At 44.1% G+C, this 19,288-nt stretch carries 10 protein-coding genes; 2 read left to right on the top strand and 8 right to left on the bottom strand.

The features are described from left to right. Nucleotides 1–157: 157 nt before the first annotated feature. The gene (locus ACERC5_RS05325; RefSeq protein ID WP_373660333.1) at nt 158–5,899 is read right to left on the bottom strand and encodes a KxYKxGKxW signal peptide domain-containing protein; all 5,742 of its coding nucleotides are present in this window, start codon (nt 5,897–5,899) and stop codon (nt 158–160) included. Nucleotides 5,900–6,290: 391 nt separating this feature from the next. On the opposite strand from ACERC5_RS05325, the gene ACERC5_RS05320 reads away from it, so the two are divergent. Both ACERC5_RS05320 and ACERC5_RS05315 read left to right on the top strand, forming a co-directional pair. Next, nucleotides 6,291–6,506 (top strand): helix-turn-helix domain-containing protein, encoded by a 216-nt coding sequence (locus ACERC5_RS05320; protein WP_373660332.1) that lies wholly within the window; start codon nt 6,291–6,293, stop codon nt 6,504–6,506. Further along, complete coding sequence (locus ACERC5_RS05315; RefSeq protein ID WP_373660331.1) at nt 6,466–7,209, top strand: hypothetical protein; 744 nt, start codon at nt 6,466–6,468, stop codon at nt 7,207–7,209. The genes ACERC5_RS05320 and ACERC5_RS05315 overlap by 41 nt, the downstream gene beginning before the upstream one ends. Before the next feature lie 215 nt (nt 7,210–7,424). Here ACERC5_RS05315 and ACERC5_RS05310 read toward each other — a convergent pair whose 3' ends face one another. From ACERC5_RS05310 to ACERC5_RS05280, 7 genes are all read right to left on the bottom strand, one after another. Then, nucleotides 7,425–8,423, bottom strand: coding sequence for an MmcQ/YjbR family DNA-binding protein (locus tag ACERC5_RS05310; protein WP_373660330.1), 999 nt, complete (start codon nt 8,421–8,423; stop codon nt 7,425–7,427). 45 nt (nt 8,424–8,468) lie between these two features. Beyond that, the gene (asnA, locus tag ACERC5_RS05305; protein WP_373660329.1) at nt 8,469–9,461 is read right to left on the bottom strand and encodes an aspartate--ammonia ligase; all 993 of its coding nucleotides are present in this window, start codon (nt 9,459–9,461) and stop codon (nt 8,469–8,471) included. 241 nt (nt 9,462–9,702) lie between these two features. Then, a complete protein-coding gene (gene addA, locus ACERC5_RS05300) occupies nt 9,703–13,326 on the bottom strand; it encodes a helicase-exonuclease AddAB subunit AddA (protein WP_373660349.1) in 3,624 nt (1,207 codons plus the stop codon). After that, nucleotides 13,316–16,573, bottom strand: coding sequence for an ATP-dependent nuclease subunit B (gene rexB, locus ACERC5_RS05295; RefSeq protein ID WP_373660328.1), 3,258 nt, complete (start codon nt 16,571–16,573; stop codon nt 13,316–13,318). The genes addA and rexB overlap by 11 nt, the downstream gene beginning before the upstream one ends. Nucleotides 16,574–16,789: 216 nt before the next feature. Further along, nucleotides 16,790–17,398, bottom strand: a complete 609-nt coding sequence (sodA, locus tag ACERC5_RS05290) for a superoxide dismutase SodA (RefSeq protein WP_373659095.1) — start codon at nt 17,396–17,398, stop codon at nt 16,790–16,792. A gap of 96 nt (nt 17,399–17,494) precedes the next feature. Next, on the bottom strand, nt 17,495–18,541 hold the full coding sequence (gene holA / locus ACERC5_RS05285; RefSeq protein ID WP_373660327.1) for a DNA polymerase III subunit delta: 1,047 nt from the start codon (nt 18,539–18,541) through the stop codon (nt 17,495–17,497). 98 nt (nt 18,542–18,639) lie between these two features. Beyond that, the coding region (locus ACERC5_RS05280; RefSeq protein WP_373660326.1) for an LPXTG cell wall anchor domain-containing protein at nt 18,640–19,288 on the bottom strand (649 nt) is incomplete at its 5' end.

Here is a 19,288-nt window from a genome sequence, read left to right as displayed (position 1 = left end):
ACGTTGATAACACGTTAACAGATATTATATCAGCCAAAGACTGTGATTATAATAGCTAAATTAACCCCAGACTCCTCAAAACTTTGAGTATAGCAAAAGAGAAGACGGTATTTCGTCTCCTCTCATACTCAGCTAAAGTCATCTCTTTAGCAATTCTTTACTTCTCTCGCTTTTGACGAGAAACTCCAACCAAGCCAAGTGTTATTAAAGTAACACCAGCAATTAGCTGAGAAATTGCAGAGTCATTGTCTCCCGTGCTTGGCAACGTCAATGCTACACCAGTGCTATCGGCAACAGTTATTGCTGTTGGACGATCTAAAGCTGGCACAATAATCTGTTCTGTTGGTTCTTGGATGCTACGAGCTTCATCATCTTCTTGATTAGTTAATACTATTTGAGAATGATAAATGACAGCATATTGACTAAAGCTTTTCGCTATAATCTCCACAAATCGACCTGACTCAACAAGTGTAAAATCAAGGGCTCTTACAGGAGATGTTTCCGGTAGATAAAGAACTTGTTTAACCATTTTATCAGGGTCTACCGGCAAGAGAACTCTAACAGAATAGGCCATTTTGACAACTTTACCCTCTCTATTCACTAGATCGATATCGTACAAATCATAATCCTGTTCTACTAGACTCTCTGGTGTTTCCTGAGGAGATAGAATCTTGGGAACAACACGTAGGGAAACAATATCAGAAGATTCACGTCTGTCAAGGATAACAGTAACACCTGTTCGTGTATCGACAAGTCGACGTTCAAATGGCTCTGCTAGAGGTTTTTGCCCATCTTTATCAATATCCTCAATTCTCAATGCTGGAATGGTCGTCGTGGCCGTATCTTCAATCTTCATCGCTGGGATTGCGGTTGTTGCCGTATCCTCAATTTTCATTGCTGGGATTGTGGTCTTAGCTGTATCCTCAATTTTCATTGCTGGGATTGTAGTCTTAGCTGTATCCTCAATTTTCATCGCTGGGATTGTGGTTTTTGCCGTATCCTCAATTTTCATTGCTGGGATTGTGGTTTTTGCCGTATCCTCAATCTTCATGGCTGGGATTGTGGTTGTTGCCGTATCTTCAATCTTCATTGCTGGGATTGTGGTCTTAGCTGTATCCTCAATTTTCATCGCTGGGATTGTGGTTGTTGCCGTATCTTCAATCTTCAACGCTAGGATTGTGGTTTTTGCCGTATCCTCAATCTTCATGGCTGGAATTGTGGTCATTGCCGTATCCTCAATCTTCATGGCTGGGATTGTGGTTGTTGCCGTATCTTCAATCTTCAACGCGGGAATCGTCGTCGTGGCCGTGTCCTCAATTTTCATCGCTGGGATCGTCGTCGTGGCCGTGTCCTCGATTCTCATTGCTGGGATTGTGGTTGTTGCCGTATCCTCAATTTTCATTGCTGGGATTGTGGTTGTTGCCGTATCCTCAATTTTCATTGCTGGGATTGTGGTTTTTGCCGTATCCTCAATCTTCATCGCTGGAATTGTGGTTTTTGCTGTATCCCCAATCTTCATCGCTGGAATTGTGGTTGTTGCTGTATCCTCAATCTTCATCGCTGGAATTGTGGCTTTTGCAATATCCTCAATCATCAACGCGGGAATTGTCGTCGTTGCGGTATCTTGAATAATCAAGGCTGGGATTGTGGTCTTAGCTGTATTCTCAATCTTCATCGCTGGGATTGTGGTTGTTGCCGTATCCTCAATCATCAACGCGGGAATTGTCGTCGTTGCGGTATCTTGAATAATCAAGGCTGGGATTGTGGTCTTAGCTGTATCCTCAATTTTCATTGCTGGGATTGTCGTCGTGGCTATATCCTCAATCTTCATCGCTGGGATTGTGGTCTTAGCTGTATTCTCAATCTTCATCGCTGGGATTGTCGTCGTTGCGATATCTTGAATAATCAAGGCTGGGATAGGTTTTTCCTCATAAACGACTCTAAAGACTTTCTCCTCTTCACCAAAGACACCCGCCGGATCAGCCAACGCCTCTGTCAAATTAGCTTTGCCATTAACTGTATAAGTGTAACCTTCTCGCTTCAAGACATCATCAGTCACTGCAAATGCAATCGCATCGCCCTCTAAGCCTTTTACCATATACTCACTATTAGCTGCAGCTTCATTTAGAGGCAATTTTTTCTCAGGGTCATTTTCAGAAATAATTCTAGCTACGCTTTCCTTAGCATAGGTCACTGTGACCGTTGCCGTCGCTTGACCAAGTTGAACAGACCCAATATTCACTTTTTCTTTATCACCTGCTTCAGTTGGACTAACAGATTGAACATGGTGATTTTCTACCTTCGGATGATGAACTTCCGCTACGTTATCCCACGCTTGAGAGAGCCATTTTTGTTTATCAGTTGTGTAGGTAGTCTGGTCTTTAAAGCCTTTTGGTGCTTGTTCCACAAAAGCAACAGGTGTCATCAGTTTCCATTTGATTTGGTCGGTATCAACTGGATTGCCATCGTCACCGATTTGAACCTGATTTAATTCAATATTTGCCTTAATGGCACGTCCTGAAGCATCTGTTGCTACATAGATACGTTTGACAGTTGGCGTTTCTTGGGAAACCTTGTTGACAATGTTTTCCTTATGTCCCAAATCAGTTGTGGTCACTGGAATCTGAGATTTTTCAAAGCCAAATTTCAACTCCGGTGCTGTTTCCTCAACGGTCAAATAAGTTACTGCCTGCCTCTTTTCAGACGCTACAGTTTCACCTTTTCGATTAACATAAGTAATCACGCGCTCAGCATCTTTCAACTCCACAGCTTTTGCAGGTGCTGGGATAAAGAGTACCGTTGCAGACAGCGGATCTACCGTCAATTTTTTCTCACCAACCGTTTGACCAATTTTGTCATAAAGTTTCTTAGCATTTGTCGTAACGATAAAGGCTTTACTGAAATCGTTGGTTGAATTGATGACACCACGGTTACCTTCAAGGTTCTTGTGGTTCTCCATATCCTGCTTACCGCCATAGTACCATTCATCACCACCGAGAGTTAGTGAAGACTCACCATCACCCTTATTATTATTAAAGATAACAAGGTACTTGCCATTAACATTCTCATTTTTACCATCAGGACGAAGCTCATAAGTGATGACACCTGAACCATTTTGAGCGTTCGTTACAACCATTTTTTCGTCAATATCCTTATATTCAGATAACTGGAACAATGGCTCTGCTAAACGTAGCTGGGTAATAGCCTTAGAAAAGTTTACTGCATCTGAGTGTTTTGTCACTAAAGTCCAGTCAATCTTGTTGTACTCATCACCAGAGTTATAAGTGTTTACGGAGTTCATTTTTGTTCGTAAGAACTCTTGACCGTGTTGTGAAAAATGAATCCCTTGTGCCAAAGCACTCATAGCTGTCGCTAACTCTACACGATTTAAATGGCGCTGTGGGTCACGCGTGTCAATAACGTTATAACGTTTCAAAATGTCACTCAAAGTCATCCCGTCATGGCACTCAACATAATTAAGTTGCTGAGAGGCATTGGCATATTTTCCACGGTCTCCACCCAGTAGGCTATTCGCCAGACTGGTCGTTTTGTCTATATTTGGATTATTGACCCTTTTTCTCTCTCCGTCATCTACCGCCTGGTTCACAAATCCGGGCGCATCCAGATGACTATCGTGAGCATGCCCAACAATGGCGTTTCGGCTGGTTGCATCAAAGAAGCCGTATGTCGGGATTTTCTTACCATGGGCATCACTACCTGCCTGACCCTCAGGCAAGTATTTACCCATACTGTCCCAACCTTCTCCGTAAGTGACAATATTCTCACCAACCTTATTCAAAGCGTCACGGACATCGTTCAGGGTCTTGACATCAAGGTCACTCATGGCATCAAATCGGAAGCCATCCATGCCATACTCAGCTGCCCAGAAAGCTGTTGAATTGACAATGTAACGTCTCATCATCTCAGAGTTAGAACGCACCGCATTGCCTACAAAAATATCGTTGTTCATCACGTTGGCAGGCTGGTTGATGGCGTAGAAATAGCCAGGAACAGTTTGTTCAAAGACATTTTTTTGCCCATGGTAGAGGTGATTGTAAACCACGTCCAATATGACGTTAAGACCGGCATCGTGGAGTTTTTGCATCATCTGCTTGAGTTCTTTGATGCGATTTTCAGGGTCTTTTGGATCAGTGGCGTAAGAACCTTCTGGCACGTTATAGTTCTTTGGATCATAGCCCCAGTTTTGCTGATTTTCGTGAACACCGTCTTTCTCAAATCTTGAAATTTGCGTGTTCCTTGGATCGTCTTTATCCAACTCTGGAACCGTCTCAAAATCGTTAAGCGGCATCATTTGCAAGTAATTGGTACCACGATATTTGAGGTAATCAAGACCAGTCATCGTGCCATCTGGCGTTTTTGTCCCTTCTTGAACAAATCCGAGATAGTTCCCTCGGTCTTCTTTCTTAACACCTGATGACTCATCAATTGAAAAATCACGGATATTTACTTCCAGAACACTCACTTCTGAATTTGTTTTGGCACGTTTGTTCTTAGTGATTGTTACCTTATCACCAACCTTACTTGGGTCAAGAATGACTGACCGTGTCCCCCCTTGGATAACAGCTACCGAGTATGGGTCTTGAGTGGTGACTTGACGGTGCGTATGTTCGGTAACTTCAATTTCACTGCTATTGTTTTTACGCTTAATGACATCGCCTGCGTAAAAGGCTGCAATTTCTTCACGAGTGGCTTCACGGTTTTGACCTAGAACAGTCTGCTTCTCATCTTTATGATGATAATTGAGAACTTTCTCAGTTGCAGAGTTACGGTAGACTTTTAATACTTTCTTTCGCCCGTTTAGCTCAACATGCTGTTCTTCCACTTGGATAAAGTGGGCGTTAGGTAGGCTAAGGGTGTAGTCATAAGCCAGATTTTTCGCTGTTTCAATCTTTAGTTCTTTCAACAATTGTTGGTCAATCGTATAAGTCCAAACGCCAACGGTATTTTTAGTATGGTCATCTGGATTAGCGACATCTCCTCTAACCATATTAACAGTTCTATCAATCGCTGATTTTTCTGTTAATCCCTTATAAAGATTAAGCTTTACTTCTTTAGCTGTCGGTGCCCAAAGGTTGATTGTAGCAGTCCCATCATCATGTAATGTCGCTCCTAGGCGGCCTAAACTACCGACAGTTTCAAACTTATCTGGGGCTGTTTCGCTAACGCGTTTGTCCTCATAACCAAACTTTTTATCAAAAGCTTCTGTTTGTAGGTTAGAAATCTGAGAGTAAAAATCATCGCCAACATAAATGCTTGTCTCGGTGTAAGGGTTGACCGTGGCAGTCATATCGCCTGTTTTTTTACTATTCCAATCTGTACCTTTCTTAATGATATAGTTAAAGAAAGTCGCATCTTTTTTGGGAGTAACAGTTAGTTTATACTGTCCCCCCTCTTTTGTCATTTGTACGTCTTTGCCCTGTTGTTCTTGTTCAAGTCCATCACCCCAGACATAGGCATAGTAATCCCCCTCATCTTGTGTAGGCTTATAATAGATCGTCACGGGCTTTGCTGTTGTGACATCAACGGAACTTGGGACAGCTGTCACTGGACTAGCACTGCGTAAAAATTCACTGGGAATTTGGCTATCATCTCCGATAATATGATCAACCTCATCATCTTCTTCTGCCAAATGAGCATCCAAAACCTCACCATGTTTTGATGAATCGGTCTCTGGCTCAATCACAAGATTGCTGACAGTATCCGTCGCAGTGATGTGTTGTGGCAATTGGTCCGTCTGCTGGTTGAGTTCGTCAGGGCCTTGAGCAACCGCTTGCACTCCTGTGCCTAAAAAAATAGCCGTTGAAGCCCCTATCGCAAATAACCAGCGCTTGCCAGATTTCCACATTCTGAATCCTTTAGTTCTTGTCTCTTGTGCCATAAAAGAAACTCCTTTAATTTATAGTTCACTTCTCATTATGCAACCGTTTGCTCAAAAAGTCAAGCATTTTGATAGGATTTTAACAATAAAAATGTTTCCAGTTTTTTTCTGAAATTTTTCTAAAATATCGAAAACAACAAACACTGATTAGCTCGATAGGCTTACGGCTTGCACAACAGCTCGGCTATGTCACAAAGTCTCTAAAAACTCCCCTATATGTTTCTTTTAGCACCAAAACTAAAGGTCATGCTATTATTTTTATAAATTTTGTACTATTTTTCACCAATAATGCTTAAGATGGTCTATAATAGATAGCGGATAACTACTAGAAGCCATCTGTGCTGGTTTCTGCAAAGGGTTATTCAAATTTATTTGTTGGAGGATTTTTTGAATGTCACAGTCAATAACAAGTTATGGCGCTGCTTTTAGAAAGTTGCGCCAACAACGGGGTTATAAACTCAAGGAAGCTTCGGGTGACATTGTTAGCCCACAATTCCTTAGCCGATTCGAAAGGGATTTAGTTGGTATTTCTGTCGATCAATTCGGGCGTCTCTTGCTCCGTATCGGTGCCAGTTGGCGATTTTCTGAGGTGTTATCATGGCGATAGCATTACGCAGCTGATTGCACCTCTTGAAGATTTCAACGAGCTTTATGACACGCGAGATTTTTATCAGTTAGCACAACTTGCTAGACATTCTGTTGAAGACCGCTACGCTGACCATCCCTTACTCAAGCAACTGATTAACGATATGATTGATGCGCATCTCTCGATATTAAATCATCGTACCACGGAATTCCAAAAAGAATTGGATTTCCTAAAAAATTATCTGTCGTCTATTGAAACATGGGGTGATTTAGAATGGTTCTTATACTCATTTATTCTAGACGAATGCTCTCCTGCGATGGTACGCTTTAGAAGTCAACAAGCTATTTCATTTCTAAGCTCAGGGAAACCAACTGGGCTTACTCCAAAGAGTATTATGATGGTGATTTTTCACGGGATTCGCTTTCTATACCAGCGGCATTTACTTGATGATGCCGAAGCCATCATTCAATCATTTAGGCAAGAAATAAAATGTGCCAAATTCGCTACCTACGTTAATGAGCACCTTGCTCTCAAGTGCTATACTGCCATTATTATGGTATTGCGTAACCAACCTGAAGGGCTGACATTAGCGAAAGCCTGCATGAACATTTTTGAACTGCTTGAGACCGAACTAGAAATCAAGCATCTCAACCTTTCCAAAAATCGCTTTTATGCCTTTATTGAAAAACACCGCGACAAGAGCATTCCTTTTACATGGTCATAGGCTAGATAAGTCCGAAAGCTTAACTAATTCTATATCATACTAAGCTCACTACTAAACCTTCTAATATCGGTACATTTTGTGAACTTATCAAAACCTCACACATGAGAAAGCCCCCTGCTACTCCAATCGGTAGCAGGGGGTTGTTCATGCTCATCAGGCTGCCCAATATTTGCCTATAGCATTAAACACGACATTAACAATAGTGTCAGCAACCATTACTTTCCTGCCAAGGCCTTTACCAGTTCTTTTGTCATTCGCCTGGTGCTTCGGATGTTGGTGACACCATGCTCTTGTAAGAAACTCATCGGGTAGGTGTGATCGGAAAAAGTTGCCAAACATTCCAACAGCATTTCCTGCCTATCAGGAAATACTTCAACCACTCGGCAAGCATATCTTAGGCAACGATCGGGCGCTGTCAGATAAATATAAACAGTATGACCAATTGCCATCCCTTTTTTCTGTGGCCAAGAAACAAAGCGGCTGCTTGCAAAATCGTTATCAATATCGTAGTGTTTTGGATTAGCAGGAATGATCCAATAATCTGTTGACAAATCCGATTGTGCTTTCAACTGGCTGACGAGCTCCCTACTCTCTGTGACAAGCTCAACTAGTTGCTCATCCGTTAGTCCGCCATCAAGCACTATGGTCACCCAGTGCTGTTTATTCATATGGTAGCTAGGATAGATGCCGGGTTTGCTAATCAGAGTTGCTTGAGCTGCTGGATCGATTTTGATATTGATGACTTCAACCTCTTCTTCCAACCTTTCAGCCGAATAGCCTTCATCTCCTAAGTCTAACTTTCCAAAAGGCAGGCGCAATGCAAGACCGTACCATTTTTGATTAGCAGGATGTTTAAAAGAGTAGATGCCTTTGAATCGTCCAAATTCCTCTGCAACATCACCAAATGTCGTTGAGAGATACCGCTCCAAAGCCTGACCCTGTCGCGAGACAAGCGATTGTTCCGAGCAACAAGAATGGGCAATCTGTTCCAAACATGCTTGATAAGCCTCCCTGACTTGACCGACAAAAGCGCCTGTTTGCTTGGTTCGAAAAGCGGTGTACTCCTCAGCCAAATCTGTGTCAATCAAACAACCAGACACCTGACCTTGCTCAGAAATCATCAGATGGGCTTCAAATTGACCATCAAGAAGGGGTGTTTTATAGCGATAAACCTCGCCATCTTTTTTGAACCCATAAGCTAGTAACTTATCCACCTGAAATTGTCTGTGTTGAAAAATATGATCTTCTATCAGCATGGGTTACAAAATGTGTTCAAATTCTTGGCGAACAGACGCTGGCCAAACACTGGACTGAACTTCTCCAATGTGTTTTTTCCGCAAGAGAAACATTGCCAGACGAGACTGACCGATACCGCCTCCGATGGACAGAGGAAATTCACCGTTTAACAAGGATTGGTGCCAGTCAAAGGTCAAACGCTCGGTGTCCCCTGTCAATTCGCACTGATGGCGAAGAGCAGCCTCATCTACTCGAATACCCATAGAGGATAACTCGAATGCTGCCTGCAGTTGATCATTCCAGACCAGAATATCTCCGTTTAAGCCTTTGTAGCCTTGCTCTGACGGCGTTGTCCAATCATCATAGTCAGGTGCCCGACCATCATGAGGTTTACCATCAGCCAAAACACCTCCGATACCGATGAGAAAGACGGCTCCGTATTCTTTTGCAATAGCATTTTCCCGCTCCTTGCTGGTTAACTCTGGATAGCGAGCAACTAAATCTTCGGTGTGAACAAAAGTAATCTGCTTGGGTAAAATAGACTCAATATCATAGCGAGCTTCCACTGCTAGCTCTGTCAGACGGATAGCCTTATAGATCTGCTCCACCGTTTCTTTAAGATAGGCCAAATTGCGTTGCCCCGAAGGAATGACCTTTTCCCAGTCCCACTGATCCACATATACCGAATGGGTCGGATCGAGACTATCCTCATCCGGTCGCAAGGCTTTCATATGGACAAAGAGCCCTTCTCCCTCATTGAAACCAAAACGTGCTAAGGTATGTCGCTTCCATTTTGCTAAGGAATGCACCACCTCATAAACAGCGTCTGAAATCAATTTCACATTGACCGTCACCGCATTCTCCACCCCAGATAGGTTATCTTGCATCCCATCACCGACACGGCTCAAAATCGGTCCCTGCACTTCGACAATCTCTAATTTGTCAATCAAATACTGGGTAAAGGTATTTTTGACAAAAGAAATCTCACCCTGCTGATCAATAAAACTTTTCTTCATATCCAGTCCTTTCAAAAAATCGTTAGACCTATTGTACCACTTTTCTATAAAAATAAAAGGGGCAAAAGAAAAATTCTTCCCCCTTTTTCATGTCATGACTGTCAGGTAGCGCCAAGCAAAGATGTTACCTATCAATAAAGAGTGAGACACTGTCATAAAATGCCCCACTCTCTCATCAATTAGTCCATTATAATCTCACTGAAAAGGGTTGCCTTTTCACTTTATCTTATCACGATAGTCTTTAGAGACTAACCACCTCAACCTTATCGCCCCCCAGTAAGACTAGATACTGTTCAATGTGTTGGTTGCCATAAACTTGTTGCAAGGCTTGAGCGTAAAGGCTCATCTGTGGGCGGTAACGTGCCACTAGTTGACTAGGGTCACTGTATTTATCTGTTTTATAATCAAACAGGATAATCCTGTCTTCCAACCGAACAAAACCATCAATAATCCCCCGTACAACAAATTCCTCTTTGCTGTCCTCATCTACGGTCAATAGGGCAAAAGGCGCTTCACGGATAAGCTGAGCCGCATGTGTCACTAACAGCTGTCCTAGCGATGTGTCAAAAAAGCCAAATAATTTTTCCAAATCAATCTTGGCTTTGACCTGTGCGCTAGCAGGAACCTCATCTAGTGCCTGTTTCAAGTCTTCAAGAGCCACGGATGGCTTCATCTCGACGCGCTGCATCAGGTCATGCACAGCCGAACCGATAAGCTGAGCTGTGGCAACTGTCTCTCCCCCAACTATCGGCAAGTCAAAACGAGCAGGCTTACTCACCTGTTCCATCACCGACAGGGCTTGACTGTCAAGGATGGGCTGGTAACGCTCCTTGATTTGGCTTGGTGTTCGGACGGTCGGCAGGTTAATCGCTGAGCGGTAACGCTGATTAAGGATCTCAACATCCTCTAAGCGTTCCAAAGCCAGCTTGATGTCATCAGTCTGTCGCACAGCTTGCTGTCGACTAGACCAGTCAGCCACAGAAGAAGATAAATGACCAATTTTCTCTGGCGTCAAATCCTCATCTCGAACATAGGACACCTCTATCGGTAAGTCTTTATCTGCCTTAGCCACTGCCAACACCCAATCTTGAAAAGATGATAGTTTTTCACGATGAGCTACGGGCAGCCGTCCATCAATCAATTGACCTTCGTATCGTTCAGCTAACTTTTCTGGACTTCCCTTGCCAACTAAATACAATTTCTTTTCTGCCCGCGTCATGCCAACATAGAGCAAGCGCATCTGCTCAGATAAACTAGCACGTCTTAACTCACGCTGATTGGCTTGATAAGCCATGGTGTCCAGTGACACCAACACCTGCTTGAGAGGTGCTGTCTCTGTTGCTAAATCAGCAGAGACATCTGCAATATACTTGATACCCACGCCATGTTGACGACTGATGACTAAATGAGCACGTTCATCACGTTGGTCAAAGACCTTGTCCATATTCAAGATAAACACATAAGCAAACTGCAACCCTTTGCTCTTATGAATGGTCATCAGGTTAACCGCATCCTTAGGCGGTGCTAGCTCAACACTAGCTAAGTCATTATCTGTCGCTAAAATACGGTCAATCATTCGAATAAAGCGTGGTAAGCCCTTGAACCCTGTTTTTTCAAACTGATTGGCACGAAGCGCCAAGGCATAGAGATTAGCCTGACGTTTTTCCCCATTTGGCAAAAGTCCGACATGGTCATAATAGAGTCGATCTTGATAAATCAGCCAAATCAAGTCATAAAGACGATGTCCCTTAGCATACTGCCGCCATTTTGTCAGGTACTTTTGGAAATGGCTGAGCTTGTCACGACATGCCGGTAAGATTAAATGAGGATGTTGCCCATCACCTTGCTGAGCCAGACAAAGTTTCTCGTAAAAACTGAGACGCTCGGTCTCGTCAGCTTGCAAACTGATTCGCGCCAGCTCATCTTCAGTAAAGGAAAACATGGGTGATTTCAACAAGGCGACCAGAGCATAATCGTGGAGCGGATTGTTGATGGTGCGCAAGGTATCGAGCATGACGAGCACATCGACCGACTGAAGATAGGACATATCGCCACCATCAGCCACCAAAGGAATACCGTGGCGGTCAAAGGTCCTCAAAATGCCATCGTTGCGTGAGCGCGAGGACACCAAAAGCGTGATGTCACTAAATGGTACCCCTGATTGGTGCAGGGCAATGATTTCCTTAACAACGAGGTCTACCTCGCCCTGAGTTACCGTATTGGTGTCATCGTCATCAAGCTCTTGGTCCGTATCGTAAATAAGGTATTGGCAACGATTAGCCGTGTTTGCAATGGTCTGACCAGGAGAACCGGCTACTAAGTTGTGGCTCTCATCGTAAACCAAATCACCAATTTCTTCGTCCATCAAGCGAGTAAAGATTGCATTTGTCGCTTCTAAAACTTCTGTTTGACTACGGAAATTTTCTTTCAACAAAATCAAGCGACCAGCTGACGAATCAATCTGATACTGCTTAAATTTTTGATTGAAAATCTGAGGGTCTGCCTGACGAAAACGATAGATGGACTGCTTGATGTCACCCACCATGAACCGATTATTGCCTTGCGATAAAAGTTCCAATAAGCATTCCTGCGTATGGTTGGTGTCCTGATACTCATCGACCATCACTTCTTGATAACGCTGACGATAAGCCTCACGCACCTCATCAAACTCACTCAAGAGCCGAATCGCAAAGTGGCTAATATCCGAAAATTCAAAAGCCCGTTCCTGCTGCTTGACTTGCAAATATTGCTGACAAAAATCACTAGCAAAGTCTTGAAGCACCTCAAGTAGTGGCAATGCCCCATCTTGATAATTTAGTACAACTCGCGTTTGATAGAGCTGAGCCAACCAAGCCTTCACCTGCTCAATCAAGTCCTTACGATTGGCATTATAGACCTCTTTGATGATCTTGGTATCCTCTTTTCGTGTCGCATTGGTCAGGCCTCGACCGTTGGACGTCGCAGCCATATCAACCACGTATTGCAACTGCTCTTCAAGCTCCTCAAGGCTTACTGTCAGCTCAACTAGCGTCAACCGATCTACGATTACTTGCACATTTTCCAGATATTTGGCTTTGGGAAATAGCTGAGCTTCATGCCGGAGGTGAGCTTGGAAAAACTGCTCTAGGTCATCTAATAAGCCTAACCCTGACTGTCTAAGGGCACTTAAAACCTCTTCAGATGACCTCTCCTCAGGTAAAAAGCTCTCCCTGAGCCAGACTTGAGGATTTGGCGTCGACTGGACAAAGGTCACAATCTGATCAACGACTTGACGAAAGGCCTTGACATCCTTACGATTAACTGAAAAATTGCGCACCAACTGCTTAAAGACTGACGCTGATGTCCCCCTCATGTAATCGTCAAACAGGTCATCAAACACTTCTTTTTTCAGCAAATCTTGCTCTGACTTATCTGTCAATATCCGAAATTTCGGCGATAAACCCAAAAGGTAGCCGTATTCGCCAACCAGCTTTTGGGTAAAGGCGTCCATGGTACCAATATCTGCCAGCTGCACATCCGCCAACTGACGTGACAAATGCGCTAGCTGCTCAGGGTTACTGGTTTTGGCAATCAAGCCTGTCAGTTTATCTTCCAAGCGTTCTTTTAATTCACCTGCTGCCTTGACGGTAAAGGTTGAGATAAACAGTTCCTTGATACTAACCCCACGTTTTAGCATATCAATGATACGCTCCACCATGACAAAGGTCTTGCCCGAACCAGCTGAAGCAGACACCAGAATATTCTGACCGTGGCTATAAATGGCTTCAATCTGCTCTTTAGTCCGCTTTTGTTTCTTATCACTCGTCTGCTCTGCCTCAGCCAATCGCGCAATCTCAGCCTCTGTTAAAAATGGTTCACGCATGATGGTCCTCCTTCTCCTTAGCCAATTCTTCTTTCATTGCTCCAAAAATCAGTGCACGCTGTTCCGCACGTGGGAACTGCTGCAACCGTCTAGCTTGGCCTAGATGCAGATCAGCCTCAAAGCGTGTGATGCTTTTGAGCTGATCACCTGCAACTGAGCGACCATCTCTCGTGTAAGGATTGATTGCAAAATGACCGGCTAAGATGCGTTCAGCTGCCTGTTTGTAGAGGGAGGCATTATACTCAAGTAGCACAGCTAACTCTTCTGTTGAGTAGGTATTATTTTTGCTGCTATAACGCTGATCGAGGAAACTTGTCTGGTCGGTGATGAACAGCCCTTTATAGGTGACATCTTGGTGAGCAACTGCTATTAAGTCAGCTGCGGAGCTTGTTTTAGATAGTGTAACAAGAGGGTGATGAACTTGGAGATACATGGCACCAAAGATGTCCTCGACTTGCGAAAAGTCGCTCGATTGTTTCAGAGCTGCCACATAGGTCAACAACTGAGGGCTTAATCGGTTGTAAAAATCATTAAGCTTAAAGCGCTGGTCACTCGACTTGTAATCGACAACGCCATAACTTTGGCAATCAGACAGTCTGTCGAGACGATCCATCTTACCAGTGATGACGAGCTCGCGCCCCCCAGATAAAGTGGCTTTCTTCTGATTGGTAAAGCTAAAATTAAGCTCTTCACCGACAATATCGACAGGCGATTGTTCTTTTAACACTTGGGCAGTCTGACGAATCATACTGGTCATCAAGTCATGGGCAAACCGTGTCTGAGCTGATTGCTGGTAAAGCATCGCAATCTCTGGCTCTTGGCTCGCCTGCTCTAGAGCCCTATCCAACTTGACATCAAAATCTGTCTTAGACTTATCTGCTGTCACCAATTCAAACACCCGATGAAAGAAAATACCGTGTTGTCTAGCATCTGGTAAAATACTGTCTTCCTCTTGCAGGCGCAGGACATGGGTCAGGAAAAATTTATATTCATTGTTATAAAAATCGCTGAGCGACGACGCTGATAGGCGTAAGGAAGAGTCTTTCGGGTACCGCACAGCAAGGGTTTCAGGACTAAGTGACCTGCTTACCACATCTGCAATCACCTCAGGTAACACCAAACCCTGCTCTGCCATTTTCCGACGTAAGCGACGAATCAAGACCGACCAATAATCGGCCGATGTTTTATCCAGCTGGTCAAGATCAAGGTCTGTCTGATAGGCCTCAACCAAACGAGACAGGAGGCTACGATAGGTTGCCACATCAACAGGAGAGTAATATGAGCGCTTGTGGTGAACGACAGGCAAGCCCAACTCCGCTAGCTGATTCAGGTAGGTTGATGCTGTGTCTTCGGTCTCACCAAGCATGGTCGGACTGGACAAGACCAATTCCTGTGTCGCTGCATTTAGCAAGGACACCATAGTGTAATTATTTCGCTTCAGGTTATCTCCGCCAGGAAGGTCTAGCTCCCCTATTGTCAGATGGGCGTTAATGGACAGACGCTCCTCATCTGACAGCAGGCTGACATTTTTGACAATTTCTGGGAAGTTTGACTGGCTGAGCCCAATGGCAAAGATAAACGGCTTGGTATGGGGCTCGATTAAGTTGTAAGACTTAATGTTAACCACATCAAGGGTTGCAGGGACTATCCGATAGGTCGCAGCCAGCATACCCGCCCTGAGTAGTCCCAATAACTCAATCAAAGGTAAGGTCTTTTTAGCAAAAATCAGCTGAAGCTGTTCCAGAAGCGCACAAAAGGTTTTCCAAACCTGCTCGTGTTTTTCTGCTTCCTGCTGACTGCCTGTTGAAGCGAGAGCTGCTAAATGGTGACGTAAATCAACAGACTCAAAAAAGCCTAACAAGTGCTCAAGCACGTTCTCGACAGGCAAGCCATCTGCTTGCATAAATGCCAGCAAAGGATTCATGATGGCTTGGCGCGTCTGATTGAGTTGGTCGAGGTCAAATCGCCCGTTTGTTTTAACAAAGGGTTCTGAAAATCCTTTTTTCCCTCTAATTAAGGCATAACTCACATAGCGGTCAAATTGGTCAATCGCCATCTGGTCAAGCTGTCCCACAAGCCCTGACTGAATGAGGTTTAGAACATCTTCTGCACGAAACTGATAGCTATAGAGCCGCTCAAGGCTATCGACAACATGAACCAAGGGATGATCTGCCATCGATTCTGCTTGACCGAGATAGTAGGGGATGGCATAGGTCGAAAAAACCTGCCCCAGCTGTAACTGGTAGGCCTCAACATCGCCAAGCAAAACCAGCATATCCTTATAGCGATACCCTTCATCTAACTTCTGGCGAATGCGCTGTGCGACAAGTTCCAACTCTTCTTTGATACCGCTGGCTTGCCAGATCTGAATCCTAGATTTGTCATCATCGGTGAGAAAGCTATCAACGTCGCGGTAAGCATAACGGTTCTCTAATTGAGCAGTCACTCGACTAAAGAAAGTTTCAGGGCTTCCTAAGGTCATATAAGTAGGCTTAGTGGCAAATTCTTCTGCTAATTGCCTTATAAATTCAACACTGGCTTGGTAGAGCTGGCCTGCTTGATAAGGTGATTTGTAGGCAGATTGGCTGGCGTAAGTCCCTATCATTACCTCATGACAAGTCTGATCTAGCTGATGGATGAGTGCTTTTTCCGCTGCAGTAAATCGTGTGAAACCATCGATAAGAACAACCACCTGAGCAAGGTCTTCTGTCAGCAAACCTGCTTCTATATCATCTCGCAACTGGCTGATGGTCGACTGTGTTGAAAAATCTAAGTCAACCAAGGCTTCATTAACTTTCTCCATGATAAGACAGACATCTGATAGCTTATCACTCTCAAAAGCAGCTAGTTCGGTTAAATCTAAGTCGCTGCTCTGCCATTCTTTATAAAAATCAACTAGTTGAGCGATAAAGGCTGGATCAGTGCCGAGCAACTGATAGCGACGGAGTCCCCCATCAGTCAAACCAGCTAAAACCCGATATATCACCAGTGTCAACCCTAGCTCATCAATCGTTTTCTGACCTTTCTGACGAGACAAGGTCAAATAGCGCGCCATCTGACCAAAACGCGTCACCGTGATGGCAAAGGAAGCCCGACTCGGCAGATATTCCAAGACACGACGCTCTTTTTCAAACGATAAGGAGTTGGGGGCAATGTAAAACACCCTCTTACCAGCATCAGCATAGCTTTGTGCCTGCTGGGCTAAGAGTTGTGTTAAATCATTTGCCAAATCGGTATAGACTAATTTCATGGCTATTCCTTTCTGCTCTGTTTCCCTCAAGCGATGACCATCAGGTCAGTGATTAACTAAGCTGTCATTGACAGAGATAGATTCTTGGGTCTATTATACCAAATTTTCAAACAGCTGGCTAACATGAATAAGGTTAGGCAACTTAACTACATCTCATGAAATGCTTAAAAAGACTGGGATTAGTCCCAGCCTCTGTCAATAAAATAGTCTGCCTGATTAAGCTTTGGCTGCCGTGTAGAGCTCAGCCACCTTAGTCCAGTTAATGATGTCAAAGAAAGCTTTGATGTAGTTCGGACGGACGTTGCGGTAGTTAAGGTAGTAGGCGTGCTCCCAAACATCCAAACCAAGGATTGGGGTCAATCCTGCCATGATCGGTGTGTCCTGATTACCAGTCGAAGTAACCTCGAGCTTGCCATCTTTGTTAACCACTAGCCAAGCCCAACCTGAACCGAACCGTGTCGTTGCTGCTGCGGTGAAAGCCTCTTTGAAGCTGTCAAATGACCCAAAAGTTGCCTCGATATCAGCCAAAAGCTCAGATGGTACCTCTGTTTTCTCTGGAGACAAGAGTTCCCAGAAAAGCGCGTGGTTCAAATGACCACCACCATTGTTAATGACAGCTTGGCGGATATCAGCCGGAATGCTGTCCACATCAGCCAGCAAAGCCTCCAGATCTTCACCGATTTCTGGGTGCTTTTCAAGCGCAGCGTTAACATTAGCCACGTAGGTCGCATGGTGCTTGTCATGATGGAGTGTCATGGTTTCCGCATCAATCACAGGTTCTAATGCATTGTAAGCATAAGGCAAGTCTGGTAAAATAATCGCCATTTGGTCAATACCTCTTTTCTTTTGATACTCTTATTATACGGTAAAATGGCAGAGCTTTCAAGATTTTTGCCTGCTATCCTTCTCACGACACATTTGTTAGCTTTTATGGGACTGATTAGCCAGTTTTAACAGGGCAATCTCAAACAAATAAGCTTTCTCATGAAGTCCTGATTTAATCTCAAAATCCGTCTTAATCAAAGTCTTAATGGCTGTTTTTAACCGTTCCACAGGCAACTGCTGACCATCTCTCAGAGCAACTTTCACCTGATAAGGATGAACCGACCGCCCAAGATAATCAGACAACTCTGTGACTAGCTGAGGCTCACTAAAACCACGTCGCGACAACAACTTAACCTGCAAGAGCAACCGCAACTGCCCCAATATAATGGCAATTAACTTGACCTCATCCTCACCTTGCAAGCGCAAATCAGCCACCAATCCCAGACCTTCAGTCACTTTCCCTGACAAGATTAACTTAGTCAAATCAAAAATATTATCCTGCAAACTCTTTGGAATAGCCTCGTCAATGTCTTTCAAAGAAATAGCTGAGCCTGAGCCTTTGTAGTTGGTCAAAAAACTCATATTTTTTAACAACTGTCCGAAATCATACTGGGACTTTCTCATCAAAGCATCAAAACTTCCCGCCTCAAAAGATAGACCTGATGTCCGAGCCAGATTGATAAAATACTTCTGCAATTCATCTTCTGATAGGGGACTAGCTTCTAAAAGAAGGGCATCACGCTTCAGTAACTTGACCAGCCGTCGCTTTCCATCCAGTTTTCCAGCCGCACAGATAATCAATCGTGTTGTCTCTAGTGGATGTTCCAGATAGACCTCTAACTGCTTTAGTTCCTGTTCAGTCAGGTAAGACTTTCTTGTTGTCGTGATGTCTAGGACGTTGTCCAAAATAACTACTTTTTCTTCTGAAAAAAAAGGCAGACTCTCCAAATCCATAGCAACATCACTATAACGTGTTGCCGACAAATCAAAATAAGAGTAGGTCAGGTCACTTGGATGATAGCCAATTTGTTTCAGCAAGGTCTCTTTCATATGGGCAAACAAGCCAACATCCTCTCCGAAAAGAACCGTCACTGAGGATAACGTTTCTTTTTTCAACCTTGTCAATGCATCTAAATTTGTCATAGGATTATTATACCATAGTTTAGATTTAGATGAGGTATCCTAAGAAATAAAAGCGTAAAAAACTAGACTGGCTCATGGCCAATCTAGTTTTTATTAACTTACCTAACTCGTCTTCTCCGTCCGGCTAAGCCTAGGGCTGATAAGAGGGCTGTTGCGCCGACAGCGGCTAGAGCTGTGTGGGCATCGCCTGTTGCAGGGAGTACATTCTTACCTGCTATCGCTGAGGCTGGTGCTGAAGCTGCAGGAGCTGTAGCTGAACGGCTTGTCGATTTAACAAGCTTAGCAACTTCTGCCTTGATGGCTTCGAGTTCAGCTTCAGTTTCTGCGAAGGCCACCTTGACAGCCAAANGTGCTGAAGCTGCAGGAGCTGTAGCTGAACGGCTTGTCGATTTAACAAGCTTAGCAACTTCTGCCTTGATGGCTTCGAGTTCAGCTTCAGTTTCTGCGAAGGCCACCTTGACAGCCAAATCGCCTTTTTGCTCGTCAGTCAAGTTGGATGCATCAATTGATTTAAGCAAATCAGTCGCCAACTTAGCCTTGTCCACAGGTTTATCTGGTGTATTGCCAGTATTTGGTGTGTTACCTTGGTTAATGCCTGGGTTACCAGGATTTGAGGTGTCCCCACCTTGACCAGGGGTTCCTGGGGTCGGAACAGGATTTGGTGTTGAATCTGACGTTGGCGGAACCGGTGTTGATTGTGGCTCATAAACAATACCATACTCACTGAAGTGCTCTGCAGTGAACTTG

This window comes from Streptococcus sp. E24BD, assembly GCF_041807825.1.
In the GTDB taxonomy this organism is placed as follows: Bacteria; Bacillota; Bacilli; order Lactobacillales; family Streptococcaceae; genus Streptococcus; species Streptococcus entericus.
The sequence above is the reverse complement of the archived record's forward strand: the minus strand, read 5'-3'. Positions and strand labels throughout refer to the sequence as shown.

What these genes read in the sequence shown, in the direction of transcription:
- ACERC5_RS05325 (WP_373660333.1), bottom strand. Translation starts at nt 5,899, where the DNA reads ATGGCACAAGAGACAAGAACTAAAGGATTCAGAATGTGGAAATCTGGC.
- ACERC5_RS05320 (WP_373660332.1), top strand. Translation starts at nt 6,291, where the DNA reads ATGTCACAGTCAATAACAAGTTATGGCGCTGCTTTTAGAAAGTTGCGC.
- asnA (WP_373660329.1), bottom strand. Translation starts at nt 9,461, where the DNA reads ATGAAGAAAAGTTTTATTGATCAGCAGGGTGAGATTTCTTTTGTCAAA.
- rexB (WP_373660328.1), bottom strand. Translation starts at nt 16,573, where the DNA reads ATGAAATTAGTCTATACCGATTTGGCAAATGATTTAACACAACTCTTA.
- sodA (WP_373659095.1), bottom strand. Translation starts at nt 17,398, where the DNA reads ATGGCGATTATTTTACCAGACTTGCCTTATGCTTACAATGCATTAGAA.
- holA (WP_373660327.1), bottom strand. Translation starts at nt 18,541, where the DNA reads ATGACAAATTTAGATGCATTGACAAGGTTGAAAAAAGAAACGTTATCC.